At 66.8% G+C, this 13219-nt stretch carries 13 protein-coding genes; 6 read left to right on the forward strand and 7 right to left on the reverse strand.

What is annotated here, in order from left to right; translation table 11 throughout:
- Positions 1 to 3 precede the first annotated feature (3 nt).
- Together CAG33_RS09575 and CAG33_RS09580 are read right to left on the reverse strand one after the other, a co-directional pair.
- The gene (locus CAG33_RS09575; protein ID WP_085577501.1) at positions 4 to 324 is read right to left on the reverse strand and encodes a PepSY domain-containing protein; all 321 of its coding nucleotides are present in this window, start codon (positions 322 to 324) and stop codon (positions 4 to 6) included.
- Positions 324 to 632 carry a PepSY domain-containing protein gene (locus CAG33_RS09580; protein ID WP_085638090.1) on the reverse strand — a complete coding sequence of 103 codons (309 nt, stop codon included), beginning with the start codon at positions 630 to 632 and terminating at the stop codon, positions 324 to 326. The genes CAG33_RS09575 and CAG33_RS09580 overlap by 1 nt, the downstream gene beginning before the upstream one ends.
- A 250-nt stretch (positions 633 to 882) precedes the next feature.
- Here CAG33_RS09580 and CAG33_RS09585 point away from each other — a divergent pair, with 250 nt between their 5' ends.
- The 5 genes from CAG33_RS09585 to CAG33_RS09605 all read left to right on the forward strand — a co-directional run bounded on the left by CAG33_RS09585 (position 883) and on the right by CAG33_RS09605 (position 5389).
- A complete protein-coding gene (locus CAG33_RS09585; protein WP_085638093.1) occupies positions 883 to 1962 on the forward strand; it encodes a hypothetical protein in 1080 nt (359 codons plus the stop codon).
- Between the two features lie 94 nt (positions 1963 to 2056).
- Positions 2057 to 2413 carry a 6-carboxytetrahydropterin synthase QueD gene (gene queD, locus CAG33_RS09590; RefSeq protein WP_085577504.1) on the forward strand — a complete coding sequence of 119 codons (357 nt, stop codon included), beginning with the start codon at positions 2057 to 2059 and terminating at the stop codon, positions 2411 to 2413.
- A gap of 84 nt (positions 2414 to 2497) precedes the next feature.
- Positions 2498 to 3310, forward strand: a complete 813-nt coding sequence (locus CAG33_RS09595; RefSeq protein WP_085638097.1) for an alpha/beta fold hydrolase — start codon at positions 2498 to 2500, stop codon at positions 3308 to 3310.
- Between the two features lie 74 nt (positions 3311 to 3384).
- Positions 3385 to 4620 carry a cytosine deaminase gene (gene codA / locus CAG33_RS09600; protein WP_085638100.1) on the forward strand — a complete coding sequence of 412 codons (1236 nt, stop codon included), beginning with the start codon at positions 3385 to 3387 and terminating at the stop codon, positions 4618 to 4620.
- Positions 4621 to 4732: 112 nt separating this feature from the next.
- A complete protein-coding gene (locus CAG33_RS09605) occupies positions 4733 to 5389 on the forward strand; it encodes a carboxymuconolactone decarboxylase family protein (RefSeq protein WP_085638103.1) in 657 nt (218 codons plus the stop codon).
- Between the two features lie 28 nt (positions 5390 to 5417).
- On the opposite strand, the gene CAG33_RS09610 is transcribed toward CAG33_RS09605, so the two are convergent.
- A complete protein-coding gene (locus CAG33_RS09610; RefSeq protein ID WP_085631434.1) occupies positions 5418 to 6407 on the reverse strand; it encodes a diaminopimelate epimerase in 990 nt (329 codons plus the stop codon).
- Positions 6408 to 6529: 122 nt separating this feature from the next.
- Between CAG33_RS09610 and CAG33_RS09615 the strand changes: the two genes are divergently transcribed.
- On the forward strand, positions 6530 to 7681 hold the full coding sequence (locus CAG33_RS09615; protein ID WP_085577509.1) for an MFS transporter: 1152 nt from the start codon (positions 6530 to 6532) through the stop codon (positions 7679 to 7681).
- Positions 7682 to 8042: 361 nt separating this feature from the next.
- Here the strand turns inward: CAG33_RS09615 and CAG33_RS09620 are convergent, their stop codons facing one another.
- From CAG33_RS09620 to CAG33_RS09635, 4 genes are all read right to left on the reverse strand, one after another.
- Positions 8043 to 10466, reverse strand: coding sequence for a TonB-dependent receptor (locus tag CAG33_RS09620; RefSeq protein ID WP_085638106.1), 2424 nt, complete (start codon positions 10464 to 10466; stop codon positions 8043 to 8045).
- A gap of 98 nt (positions 10467 to 10564) precedes the next feature.
- Positions 10565 to 11548, reverse strand: a complete 984-nt coding sequence (locus CAG33_RS09625; RefSeq protein ID WP_085638109.1) for a FecR family protein — start codon at positions 11546 to 11548, stop codon at positions 10565 to 10567.
- Positions 11549 to 11588: 40 nt separating this feature from the next.
- Positions 11589 to 12089, reverse strand: a complete 501-nt coding sequence (locus CAG33_RS09630) for a sigma-70 family RNA polymerase sigma factor (protein WP_085577512.1) — start codon at positions 12087 to 12089, stop codon at positions 11589 to 11591.
- 94 nt (positions 12090 to 12183) lie between these two features.
- Positions 12184 to 13011, reverse strand: coding sequence for a hypothetical protein (locus tag CAG33_RS09635; RefSeq protein ID WP_085638111.1), 828 nt, complete (start codon positions 13009 to 13011; stop codon positions 12184 to 12186).
- Between the last annotated feature and the right edge of the window lie 208 nt (positions 13012 to 13219).

The raw sequence follows: 13219 nt of genomic DNA on the forward strand, positions 1-13219 counted from the left end.
CGGTCAATCTTCCTTGTCTTTGATCAGTTGCCCGGTGTCGGCCTTGAGGTGCAGCTCGCGGGCCACCCCTTCGACCGTCAGCAGCTCGACTTCATAAACATAGACGTCGTGCTTCTCTTCCAGCTCGACCTCCAGCAGCTTGGCGCCGGGATAGCGGTCCAGCGCCTGTTGCAGCACCTGTTCCAGCGGCAGGATCACGCCCTGCTGGCGCAGGCGCAGGGCCTCATCCTGGTCGAGGTCGCGGGCCGCCGCCAGCGAGCAGAACGCCAACAGCGCCAGGGCCAGACGGCTCCCGACGCGCGGATGCAGAAAATACGGCTTCATTACGTGTCCTGATGATCCTTGAGCACTTGCCCGCTGACCGCGTCCAGTTCCATGTCCCACGCCTGGCCCTGCGGATCGCGCAGTTCGATCTGGTAGAAGTACCTGCCGTAATTCTCTTCCAGCTCGGTTTCGGTGACCGTCGAACCAGGGTGTTTGGCCAGCGCTGCGGCGTTGAGCTTCTCGAAAGACTGGATAGTACCAGCGTCGCGCAGGCGAAGGGCCTCATCGGGACCAAGGTCGCGGGCGTGGGCGAGGCTCGCGGTCAGGCCGATGATCGAGGCGATGGACAGGGCAGTCAGGGTCTTCATGGGGTGTCTCCGTATTTTTATGTGCTGCGGGGCGTCACCTTAGCGGGGTGAACTTAATTGAAACTGAATGGCCATCATTGCCCTGCCCGACACGACCTCCTGTGGGACTTCCTGTGGGAGCTGGCTTGCCAGCGATAGCGATTCTGCGTGCGACATCGCAGTGACTGTCCTTCCGTCATCGCTGGCAAGCCAGCTCCCACAGGGTTCGCAGTGGCTCTATAATCCCCGCTCGCCATCGACCGAGGCCGACATGACCGCCATCCACATCAAGTTCCCCGCCCTCACCCTCAAGGCCGGCCCCCGGGCCATGGCGCGCATCCGCGCCCGGGGCCTGAGCGCCGCCGACGTCAGCACCCTGCCCGGCGCCGCCGGCGGGCCGAAGGCGCTGGGGATCCAGGGGCTGGATCTGGCACTGTTCGGCGAATGGCTGCCGGCGGCGCCCCGGGAGCGCTCGCTGATCGGTGCGTCGGTGGGTTCCTGGCGCTTCGCCAGCGCCTGCCTGCCGGACGCCGCCGAAGGCATCCGCCGTCTCGGTCACCTGTACACCGAGCAAAACTTCAACAAGGGCGTCACCGTCACCGAGGTCAGCCGCAGTTCCCGGCGCATGCTCGACGACCTGCTCGACGGCCGCGACGCGCGCCTGCTCGACAACCCCCACTACCGCCTCAACATCATGGTGGTCAAAAGCCACGGCCGGCTGGCGGACGATCACCGCGGCCGGCTGGGCCTGGCGCTGGGCTCGGTGATCGCCGACAACCTGCGCGGCCGGGCGCGGCTGGCGCGGCACTTCGAACGGCTGATCATCCACGACCCGCGCCTGGCGCCGCCGGTCGAGGCGCTGAACGACTTCCCGTCGCGCTTCATCGCCCTGAACGCCGGCAACCTGCGCCAGGCGCTGCTGGCCTCGGGCTCGATCCCGATGGTGATGGAAGGCGTGCGCGACCTGCCGGGGGCCGGCGCCGGCACGTTCCGCGACGGCGGCCTGCTGGACTATCACCTCGACCTGCCCTACAGCGGCGACGGCATCGTGCTGTATCCGCACTTCACCGACCGGGTCATCCCCGGCTGGTTCGACAAGACCCTGCCCTGGCGCCGGGCGTCGACCCAGCGCCTGCAAGACGTGCTGCTGCTCGCCCCGTCGAAGGAATACCTGGCGCGCCTGCCCTACGGCAAGCTGCCCGACCGCAACGACTTCAAGCGCTTCATGGGCGATGCGCCCGCCCGGCAGAAATACTGGCGCGCGGCGATGGACGAAAGCCGGCGGCTGGGCGACGAGTTTCTCGAACTGGCCGCCAACGGTCGCCTCGCCGAACGCCTGCTGACCCTTTAGTCAGCGTTTTGCCGCACGGCCGCAGACAAGCTGGTAAACTCGCCGCCTGCCCGAATCGCTGACGCGACGCCATCTGAACAGAGCCGACATCACCGTGGAAATCTTCAAGGAATTTACGTTCGAATCCGCCCACCGCCTGCCCCACGTGCCGGACGGCCACAAGTGCGGACGCCTGCACGGCCATTCGTTCAAGGTGGCCATCCACCTGAGCGGCGATATCGATCCGCACACCGGCTGGATCCGCGACTTCTCCGAGATCAAGGCGATCTTCAAGCCGCTGTACGAGCGCCTGGACCACAACTACCTGAACGACATCCCGGGCCTTGAGAACCCGACCAGCGAAGTGCTGGCCAAGTTCATCTGGAACGAGCTCAAGCCCCTGCTGCCGGAACTCAGCGCGATCCGCATCCACGAGACCTGCACCAGCGGCTGCATCTACCGCGGCGAGTGAGCCCAGCGGCCTAAAAAAACCACCGGGAACGGTGGTTTTTTTGTGCCTATGCTTTTTGGCTCAACCCGCCAAGAGGACAGACCCATGACGGACTGGCTGCTGGATCAGGTCTTTGACTTCAACGGGCGAGGCGTTCGCCATGCCGTGCGCGGCGACGGGCCGCCGCTGGTGTTCGTGCACGGCACCCCGTTTTCGTCCTATGTATGGCACCGCATCGCCCCGCACTTCTACAGGACTCACCGGGTGCACTGCTTCGACCTGCTGGGCTACGGGCAGTCCGAAAAGCCTGACGCCGACGTGTCCCTCGGGGTGCAGAACGAACTGCTGGCGCAATTGCTGGATCACTGGAACCTGCAATGTCCGGACGTGGTGGCCCACGACTTCGGCGGCGCCACCGCCCTGCGCGCGCACCTGCTCAACGGCAAGGACTACCGCACCCTGACGCTGATCGACCCGGTCGCGCTGTCGCCCTGGGGCTCGCCGTTCGTCCAGCACGTGCGCCAGCATGAGGCCGCGTTCAGCGGCCTGCCCGACTACATTCAGCGGGCCGTCGTTCCGGCCTACATCCGTGGCGCCGTCCACCGCGACATGCCCGACGACGAACTCGCCCCCTACGTGCAGCCCTGGCTCGGCGATCCGGGCCAGGCGGCGTTCTACCGGCAGATCGCGCAGATGGACGAGCGCTACACCCGCCAAGTGCAGGACCTGTACCCGACGATCCGCTGCCCGGTGCAGATCCTCTGGGGCGAGGACGATCAGTGGATCCCCATCGAACGCGGCCGGGCGTTGCACGGGATGATTCCCGGGTCGCGGTTCCACGCCATCCCCAACGCCGGGCACCTGGTCCAGGAAGATGCCCCGGAGGCCATCGTCGCGGCCCTGCTGCGTTTTCTCTGATGTCCCAGCAGGGGCGGGTATTGCGCTAAGGTACGACGCAGTGACCGCACCCGATCCATGAAAAGGATGAGCCGATGCACATCATCAACGCCCGCTTGCGCAACCAGGAAGGCCTGCACGCACTGCACCTGGAAGACGGCCTGATCCGCAGCGTCGCCCGCCAGACCGAAGCCCCCACTTTGGGCCCCGACGACCTCGATGCCGGCGGCAACCTGGTGGTGCCGCCGTTCGTCGAACCGCACATCCACCTCGACGCTACCCTGACCGCCGGCGAGCCGCTCTGGAACATGAGCGGCACGCTGTTCGAAGGCATCGAATGCTGGGGCGAACGCAAGGCCACCATCACCTTCGAAGACACCAAGACCCGCGCCGGAAAAACCCTCCAGGCCCTGGCCGCCCACGGCATCCAGCATGTGCGCACCCATGTCGACGTCACCGACCCGCAGCTCACCGCGCTCAAGGCGATGCTGGAGGTGCGCGAGGAAAACCGTCACCTGGTGGATCTGCAGATCGTCGCGTTCCCCCAGGAAGGCATCGAGTCGTTCCGCAACGGTCGCGACCTGATGGAAGAAGCCATCCGCCTGGGCGCCGACGTGGTCGGCGGCATTCCGCATTTCGAGTACACCCGCGACCAGGGCGTGAGCTCGGTGAAGTTTTTGATGGACCTGGCCGAGCGCACCGGCTGCCTGGTGGACGTGCACTGCGACGAGACCGACGACCCGCATTCGCGCTTTCTCGAAGTGCTGGCCGAAGAGGCCCGCAGCCGCGGCATGGGCGCCCGGGTCAGCGCCAGCCACACCACGGCCATGGGTTCCTACGACAACGCCTACTGCGCCAAGCTGTTCCGCCTGCTCGGGCACTCGGGCATCAGTTTCGTCTCCTGCCCGACCGAGAGCATCCACTTGCAGGGGCGCTTCGACACCTTCCCCAAACGCCGGGGCGTGACCCGGGTCAACGAACTGCTGGAGGCGGGTATGAACGTCTGCTTCGGCCAGGACTCGATCGTCGATCCGTGGTATCCGCTGGGCAACGGCAACATCCTGCGGGTGCTGGAGGCCGGGCTGCACATCTGCCACATGCTCGGCTACCGCAACCTGCAGAACGCCCTGGACCTGGTGACCGACAACAGCGCCAAGGCCCTGCACCTGGGCGAACGCTACGGGCTGGAGCCTGGGCGGCCGGCGAACCTGCTGATCCTGTCGGCGGACAGCGACTACGAAGTGATCCGCAGCCAGGGCCTGCCGCTGTATTCGATCCGCGGGGGCAAGGTGCTGATGAAGCGGCAGATGCCGGTGGTGGAATTCGTCTAAGGTTCAGGAATCGGCGCCATCCCGGCGCCGATCTCCCGATGGACGCCGTGTCATGCCGTAATTTGTGCGAAGTTGCTCTGCTGCCATCCTCATTCGAACGTGAGGACGCGACATGAATCATCACTCCCCTTCCGATCCCATGGCCACGCTCTACTGCGAAGGCCGCCACACATTCATCGACCTGGTGCCCGATGGCGGATCCCGCCTCGATGCACTGTTCCATACCGCACCCGCCTTGGGTGAGCTGGCGGTCGGCGTGGTGTACGGGCACCTGCACGCCCGGCCGGGCCTGGATCCCCGCCTGCGCGAAGCGGTGTCATTTGCGGCGATCGTGGCGTCCGGCATGGTCGGGCCGCCGTTGAGCGTGCACCTCAAGACTGGCCTGGCCTCCGGCCTCGCGCCCGGCGAACTGACGGAGGTGCTTTTGCAGGCCTCGGCCTTCGCCGGTTTCCCCCGGGCAGTGAGCGCCGCCGACCAGTTCAACCGCCTGTTTGCCGACGCGGGCCTGCCGTCGCCTCCACCCGCTCCTCCCCGCGAAGTTGCCCTGGCATTCTGCGGGTTGGTGCGCGAGGGCCGTCCGCCGATGCCGGTCAGCGAGGCGGTCAAGCGTCATCTGTGCCGGGCCGAACGCCTGGCGTTGTTTGCCACCTCAGCGAGCGCCGTCGTGGTCGAGTGCTTCGACGGCATCGACACTGATCCGCAAGCCTTGCTTCACCTGAACGTGGAAGGCGAAGCCGTCGTGAGCGTCGCCTTGTTCAAGGCCCACTGAAACGGCCGGCCACTCTTCCGGGCCGGCATCAAGCCCGGGCGTGCGCAGTGCCGAACAGGCGCACGCCCGTCAACTCGTCGCCGAACGCCTCCAGCAGCACCGGCGCCGTGCCGCCGGGCATCACCACCTGCACCTGCCCTGCCTTCACCCAACCGACCCGCCAGGCCGCGCACGCCACCGCGCTGGCGCTGGTGCCGGAGGACGCCGTGGGGCCTTCGCCGCGCTCGAACACCCGCGCGATGATGCGCTGTTCGCCGCCGCGCTGCGCCCATTGCAGGTTGACCCCGGCCGGACAGGGTTGGCCGGCCCCTTCGGGCATGGCGTAGGCGATCCGGGTCAGGGGCTCGTTCAGCGGCGCATCGCGCAGTTGTTCGTTGTCCGGCAGGTGCGCCCCGTCGGCCACCAGCGTGACGCCATGGGGATTGCCGATGCGCACGAACTGACTGCACCCCCAGGCCGGATCGAGGCGTGCCAGCGGTTCGACCCGGCTGAGTTCGCGGCCCTCGAACATCACCGTTTCGACGCCTTGCGCGCCCACCGCCGCCGGGCCGAAGCTTGGCCGGCCGAGATCCAGCCAGAAGCCTTGCACGGCTTCGACCTGCGCCGGTTTGACCGAGGTGGCCACAGGCGAGACCGCGTCCTGCTTGTCATGGTGCACCCGCAGCAACGCCCCCTCTTGCGGCATCAGGCCTTGTTCGAGCAGCGCCTGGGAAAAGATCGTCAGGCCGTTGCCGCTGCGCTCGGCCAACGAGCCGTCGGTGTTGACGATCAGCAGGTCGAACGGCGGCGCGGACTGGAACGGACCGATCAGCAAACCATCGCTGCGGTGCGCCTTGGCCCCCGCCGGACGCTCGCCGTCGGGCCACTCGCAGCAGGCCGCCACCGCAGCGCGGCTCCACGACGGCCGCGACGCCGCGCAAGCTTGCGCCGTGGCGGGCAACGGCACGCCGGCGTCCCGCAGCGCCTTGGGTGAAACGACGGCGTAAAGGTTGCCCCGTGCATCGTAAAGCGGCGTCATCGGTCGATCCCTGGATGGTTCAAAGGCACCACTGTACCTCGTGTGGGCGCGCGCCTGCTCGCGCCCGCGGGCTCACTGTGCAAGGATGTCCGCCTGCTGTAACGATTCTGCCAAGGATTCCCATGACCGACCTCAACGCCCAAGCCGCTTTCGTTCCCGGACGCCTGCAACAGATGTCCACCCGCATCGCCTTCTTCATCGCCGGCCTCGGCATCGCGGCGTGGGCGCCGCTGGTGCCGTACGCCAAGGCCCGGGCCGGGCTCGACGAAGGCACGCTGGGCCTGTTGCTGCTGTGCCTGGGGGTGGGGTCGATCCTGGCGATGCCGCTGGCGGGCATCCTGGCCACCCGGTTCGGCTGCCGCAAGGTGGCCACCGGCGGCACGCTGCTGATCTGCGCGGCGTTGCCGTTGCTGGCGACGGTGTCGTCGGTTCCGGCGCTGATCGCCACGCTGTTCATGTTCGGCGCCGGGCTGGGCACGGTGGACTCGACGGTGAACCTGCAAGCGGTGATCGTCGAGCGGGCCAGCGGGAAAAACATGATGTCCGGGTTCCACGGCCTGTTCAGCCTCGGTGGCATCGTCGGCGCGGCGGGGGTCAGCGGCTTGCTGGGCCTCGGCCTGTCGCCGCTGGCGGCGATGCTGGTGGTGGTCGCGCTGCTGGTCGCGTCCCTGTTCAAGGCCGTGCCGCACATGCTGCCCTACGGCAGCGAAAGCTCGGGGCCGGCGTTTGCGGTGCCCCACGGCATCGTCCTGTTCATCGGCGGCATGTGCTTCATCGTGTTCCTCACCGAAGGCGCTGCGCTGGACTGGAGCGCGGTGTTCCTGGCCGAGGAACGCGGCATCGACAAGGCCTACGCGGGCCTGGGCTACGCCGCGTTCGCCCTGACCATGACGGCAGGCCGCCTCACCGGCGACCGCATCGTCCGGCGCCTGGGGGCGACGCGAGTGATCCTGTTCGGCGGGCTGACCGCGGCGGCGGGCCTGTTCCTGGCAACGTTCGCGCCGTCCTGGCAGGCGGCCCTGATCGGTTACGCGCTGGTCGGGGCCGGTTGCTCGAACATCGTGCCGGTGCTGTACACGGCGGTGGGCAAGCAGACGGTGATGCCGGAAAGCATCGCGGTGCCGGCCATCACCACCCTGGGCTATGCGGGGATTCTGGCGGGACCTGCGGTGATCGGGTTCGTCGCCCACGGCAGCAGCCTGAGCTTCGCCTTCGGCCTAATGGCGGTGCTGCTGGTGGCGGTGGCGATCGGCGGCAAAGTGCTGAAGGTCTGAACGAGCGGCCTGGCTGGCACATAGGTGCTGGATGGGCCGCCGTCATCGCGGGCAAGCCCGCTCCCACAGGGTTCTGCGGTGACCACAGCCCCTGCATTCACTGGAGATCTCCTGTGGGAGCCAGCCTGCTGGCGATGGCGGCCTGCCTGACACATCGAGGTTGGATGGGCCGCCGTCATCGCGAGCAGGCTCGCTCCCACAGGGTTCTGCGGTGACCACAGCCCCTGCATTCACTGGAGATCTCCTGTGGGAGCCAGCCTGCTGGCGATGGCGGCCTGCCTGACACATCGAAGTTGGACGGGCCGCCGTCATCGCGGACAAGCCCGCTCCCACAGGGGGAGCGGGGGCGCTGCGGGAGTCGTCAGAAGCCGACGCTGGCCTGCACGAAGAACGTACGCGGCGTGCCCACGTAGATCCCCGAGTTGTTGTCGCTGGAGCGGGTGAAGTACTGCTTGTCGAAGATGTTCTTCACCCCGGCGCCCAGCTTGAGGTTCGACAATTGCGCGCCGAAATCGTAGCCGCCGCGCACGTTCCAGGTCACGTAGCCCGGAATGTCGCCGTATTGCCCGTCCGCCGTGCCTTCGGTGATGTAGTTGCCGCTGAAGCTGCCGTCGGCGTTGACCCCGGTGCCCGGCGAGCGTTGCTTGGACTGGGCGAAGCCGTCGAGGTTGTAGGTCCAGCGGTTGATGCCGTAACGCAGGCCGACGGTGGCCACCTGGCGCGAATAGAACGGCAGGTCTCGGCCCTTGAAGCCCGGGATCTCCCCTTCATAGGTCGCCCGGGTGTAGGTGAAGCCGGCGTTGGCGGTCAGGCCGTCGAGGCGCGGGTCCAGCGCGGCCATGTCGTAGTGCACGGACGCTTCGACGCCCTGGTGCTTGGTCGCGCCGAGGTTGGTCCAGCCCACGTCGTTGCTGATGTATTGCAGCTCGTCGTCGAAGTCGATGTAGAACAGCGTCACCTCGCCGCCCCACACGTCATCGTTGTAGCGGGTGCCGATCTCGTAGGTCTTGGCCTTTTCCGGGTTCAGGCCGTTGGCGGTCTGGTCGCCCGAGCCACCCTGGCCGAGCTGGAAGTACTGCAGGCTGCCGAACGAGGTCTCGTAGTTGGCGAACAGCTTCCACGCATCGGACAGGTGGTACATCACGCTCAGGGCCGGCAGCGGCTCGTTGCTTTCGATGCTGCGGTTCTTCTCCGGCACGCGCTTGCCGGCGGTGTCGAGCACCGCGCGGTCGTGCCAGTCGGTGCTGATGTGCTCGAAGCGGATGCCCGGCGTCACGGTCCAGTTGCCGACGTCGATCTTGTTGTCGACGTACACCGCATTGGCCTCGGTGCCGCCGGTGCGGTCCTGGAACACGTGGCCGTCGGAGGTCTTGGTCACCACCGGCTGGTTGTTGACCAGGGCCAGGCGGCTGGACTGCTCGTGCATGGCCTCTTTCAGGTAGCGGTAGCCGACGCTGACTTCCTGGGTGGTGGGGCCGACGTCAAACACCCGCGACACGCGCGGCTCGATGCCCAGCGTGTAGTAGGAGCGCGGGAACGAGCTGAGGGTCTTCTGGTCGCGGGCGGCGATGGTGCTGCCGCGGAAGCTGTCGGAATAGTAGGTCAGCACTTCGGCCTGGGTGCGCTCGTCGATCTGGCGGATCCACTTGAACGACACGTCCTTGCGCCGCCCGCTGAAGCCGTCGTAGTCGCGGTCGGACTGGAACGGCTTGTCGTCGTACTGTTTCTGGGTCAGGCCGCCGGGCATGTCGGCGCTGGCGTCGTAGTAGTGGAAGTTGAGGCTGAAATCGTCCTGCTCGGTCGGCGCCCAATGGGTCTTGAGGATGACGTCGTCGATGTCGTTGCCGTTGTTGCGCTCGCGGTAACCGTTGCCGTTGACGCCGGAGTACAGCAGCGCCATGCCGAGGCCGTTGTCGGCGGTGCCGCCCAGGAAGGCGGTGTCGATGTGTTTCCAGCCGCCGTGCTGGGAGGTCTCCAGCGTCGTGCCGATTTCACCGGTGACCTTTTCGGGGATGGCGCGGGTGACGAAGTTGATCACGCCGCCGACGTTCTGCGGCCCGTAGCGCACGGAACCGGCGCCGCGCACCACGTCGATGCTGTCGAGGTTGCCCGACGAGATCGGCGCCATCGACAGCTGCGGTTGGCCGTAAGGGGCGAAGGCCGCCGGCACGCCGTCGATCAGCACGGTGGAGCGCGGCGACAGGCGCGAGGTCAGGCCGCGCACGCCGACGTTCAGCGAGATGTCGCTGCCGCCGGTGCCGTTGGCCTCCTGCACCTGCACGCCCGGCACCCGGCGCAGCACGTCGCCGACGTTCATGGCGCCCTGCTCCACCATCGCTTCGCGGCGGATCACGGTACGTGCGCCGGGGTGGTTCTGCACCACGGCGGCGTCGGCGTCGCCGAGCCAGTCGCCGACCACCTTGATGTCGGTCACGCCCAGTTCCAGCGGACCGTTGGCGGCGGCCGTCGGCGCCGGGGACAACGTCACCGAGCCTTCGTTGATCTGGTAGTCCAGGCCGCTGCCCTGCAGCAATTGGCGCAGGGCCTGTTCCGGCGAGAGGTTGCCTTCCACCGCCGGGGCCTGTTTGCCGGCGACCAGGTCAGGACTGAAAAACACTTGCAGCGAGGTTTGCTGGCCCAATTCGCTCAGGGCCTGGCCCAGCGGCTGCGCGCGGATGTGGATGGCGTCGGCGGCGAACGCCAGCGGCACGGCAGCGTTGACCGCCAGCGCGAGGGCCAGCGGCAGCCAAGGGGATTTCTTGTTGTTGGCGTTGGTGTTTTTCACGTCGAACGTAGTCCTGTGGATCGCAAGTGTATGCGTCTGTTAATGCAAACCAGTTGCAGTTGAACAGGAAGACGATGAACTCGAAAAAAACCTGAATTTTATTTTGAAATTATTTCCTGGCTGCCGTCGGCCAGCGTGCGCACGGCCACCGGCAGGATGTTCGGCAAGGCCTTGAGCAAGGCGTCGGTGTTGTCGGTGCGGAACACGCTGGTCAGGCGCAGGTTGGCCACGGCGGGGCCGGAGACCTTCAGAGGCTTGTCGCGGTAACGGGACACCTGCGCCGCCACATCGCTCAGGCTGGCGTTGTTGAACACCAGTTTGCCGCTGCGCCAGGCGGTCAGCTCGGCCGGGTTGACCGCGTAGGCCGGCGCGACGGCGCCCTGGGCGTCGACATCGGTGCCCAGGCCGGCGGTCAGGCTGACGAAGGCGTTGTCCGGCGCGTTGCGGCCCTGCACCTTGACCGTGCCCTGCTCCACCGCGACCCGGGTCTGCGCCGGGTCGCGGCGCACGTCGAAGCGGGTGCCGGTGACCGTGACCTTGCCGCTGCCGGCCTCGACCACGAACGGACGCGAGGTGTCGTGCTCGACACTGAACATCGCCTCGCCTTCGGTGAGTTCGACGACGCGGCGATCCTTTTCAAAGCGCACCTTCAAGGCACTCCGGCTGTCGAGGTCGACGACCGAACCGTCAGGCAGCGCCACATGCCGCCGTTCGCCGGTCTTCGTCGCGAATTCGGCGCTGTAGCCCGCCGGTGGGTTGAGCCCGCTGAACAGCCCCAGCCCGACCGCCACCGCCAGCACCCCGGCGGCCACCGCATAGCGCAGCGCCGGCCGGCGCTCGCGGCGGGCCGGCGGCTCGTCGCACAAGGCCTTCAGGCGTGGCGCCGGCAGCAGGTCGGCGGCGGTCCACACGCCTTGCAGCAACAGGAACTCGTCGCGGTGCGAGGCATGTTCGTTCAGCCAGGCATCGAAGCGCTGCCGCTCGTCCACGCTGACGGCCGCCTCCTGCAGGCGCACGAACCAGCGTGCCGCCTCATCGCGCACCGTTGCCTGCCCGCACGCGCAATCACGGGTCTGCATCATGGAATGTCCTGTCTGGCCGGGGATGAATGACGGCGCCCGCTCATGGCTGCAACCCGTCCAGACGGTCGCGCAGGTGCCGCAGGGTGCGGATCATATACTTTTCCACCATGTTCCTGGACAGCCCCAGGCGCTCGGCGATTTCCGCCTGGGTCAGGCCTTCGAGCTTCTGCCAGACGAAGATCCGCCGGCAGTTGACCGGCAGCTCCGCGAGCGCCCGCTCGATGGAATCGGCCAACTGGATCGCATGCATGTAATGCTCCGGGTCGCCGGTCGGCGACTCACTGAGATCGATCGCCTCCGACTCCATGGCGCCCCGTCGGTCCTCACGCCGAAAGCCGTCCACCGCGATGTTGCGTGCGGTCTGGTGCAGGTACGCCCGTGGCTGCTGCACTGTCGCCGCATCGGTTTCGAGCACCCGCACGAAGGTGTCGTGCGCCAGGTCCTCGGCCTGCTGACGATTGCGCAGGCGACGGGTCCAGGTGCCGATCAACTCTTCGTAATGCTCGAAAAAGCCGGGTCTGCGGGGCAGCATGGGGATCATGGCGGCGTGCTGAGGAAAGGGGCGTGAATAGTAATGTTTCGTATTACGCCCGGCAATCGTTCCTTGGGCCTGTCGACGGGAGGCGGCCTGCGCCCTATTTGGCCTTGATCTTGCCCGTCCCCTTGCCCTGATCCGGATCGACGATGCCGAAACACCCCTCTGGCGGATGCAGATACTGATAAAGCGGATTGACCAGCAGGTGCGCGTCACCGCAGGTGATCAGGTGGATGTGGTCGCGGTAGGTGTCGATCAGGCGCTGGATCGCGGGGGCGATGTAAGGATGGATGCCCGTGCGCAGCTCCATGCCGGCCCGCACGTAGGCCGAGTAGAGTTCCTTGAACTTGGCGCCGTCCGTTGCCGACAGCCGCGTCGTCGACGACGGGGTGGAACTGAAGATGGCCTTCAGGCCGGTCTTTTCCTCGACGTAGGGTTTGGCGAAGTCCACGAACGCTTGGTGCTCGGTTCTCAGAAACCCCATCTGCGCGACCTTGGCGCTGTCGCCCAACGCACCGCGGACAAACCCGACGGTGATGTTGGCGGGAAAGTCCTGCGCCCGGTTGTAGTAGTTCTTCATCAGGTTTTCGAGGATCGGGAACACCGCGTGCTCCCAGCCGAACACTTTGCCGTGGTCAAACACCGGGCCGAACAGCGGCGGCACCGAATCACGGGTGACCGCCCTGGGGTACTGCTCGACATGGCAGACGATCTTGTTGTCTTCGATCAGCGGTGCGAAGAAGTTCGCCCAGACGCCCTGCGCCGCCCATTGGAACGGCGGCTCGCGGTGGGCATCGCCGGTAAGGAAGATCATCGGGTTGTATTCGTCCGGAAAATGCCCGGCGGCGGCTTCGAGATCCGTCGCGCGCTCGTCGGACATCAACACCCCTTCATCGATCCACCAGCCGTTGCCGAACTTCTTGCCCATGTCGTTGCACCCCGTCAGTCCCTTGCAGTGAGCGTCCGTTCTCACACGCTAGTTGCAGGCCTGCGGGTTTTCCAGCGGGGGCGAAGAAATCGACGCAGACCAGACCATGCCCCCCTGTAGAAGCGAGCCTGCTCGCGATGGCGATGGAACAGGCACCTTTGCAGTGACTGGTCCGACGCCATCGCGAGCAGGCTCGCTCCCACAGGGG

The sequence above is a fragment of the Pseudomonas sp. B3(2017) genome, assembly GCF_002113595.1.
GTDB lineage: Bacteria > Pseudomonadota > Gammaproteobacteria > Pseudomonadales > Pseudomonadaceae > Aquipseudomonas > Aquipseudomonas ekonensis.

Excerpts from the sequence above, each read along its gene's own strand:
- CAG33_RS09630 (WP_085577512.1), bottom strand. The coding sequence starts at position 12,089 with ATGATCCCCATGCTGCCCCGCAGACCCGGCTTTTTCGAGCATTACGAA.
- CAG33_RS09575 (WP_085577501.1), bottom strand. The coding sequence starts at position 324 with ATGAAGCCGTATTTTCTGCATCCGCGCGTCGGGAGCCGTCTGGCCCTG.
- CAG33_RS09595 (WP_085638097.1), top strand. The coding sequence starts at position 2,498 with ATGACGGACTGGCTGCTGGATCAGGTCTTTGACTTCAACGGGCGAGGC.
- CAG33_RS09605 (WP_085638103.1), top strand. The coding sequence starts at position 4,733 with ATGAATCATCACTCCCCTTCCGATCCCATGGCCACGCTCTACTGCGAA.
- CAG33_RS09610 (WP_085631434.1), bottom strand. The coding sequence starts at position 6,407 with ATGACGCCGCTTTACGATGCACGGGGCAACCTTTACGCCGTCGTTTCA.
- CAG33_RS09580 (WP_085638090.1), bottom strand. The coding sequence starts at position 632 with ATGAAGACCCTGACTGCCCTGTCCATCGCCTCGATCATCGGCCTGACC.
- CAG33_RS09635 (WP_085638111.1), bottom strand. The coding sequence starts at position 13,011 with ATGGGCAAGAAGTTCGGCAACGGCTGGTGGATCGATGAAGGGGTGTTG.
- CAG33_RS09585 (WP_085638093.1), top strand. The coding sequence starts at position 883 with ATGACCGCCATCCACATCAAGTTCCCCGCCCTCACCCTCAAGGCCGGC.
- CAG33_RS09615 (WP_085577509.1), top strand. The coding sequence starts at position 6,530 with ATGACCGACCTCAACGCCCAAGCCGCTTTCGTTCCCGGACGCCTGCAA.
- CAG33_RS09625 (WP_085638109.1), bottom strand. The coding sequence starts at position 11,548 with ATGATGCAGACCCGTGATTGCGCGTGCGGGCAGGCAACGGTGCGCGAT.
- codA (WP_085638100.1), top strand. The coding sequence starts at position 3,385 with ATGCACATCATCAACGCCCGCTTGCGCAACCAGGAAGGCCTGCACGCA.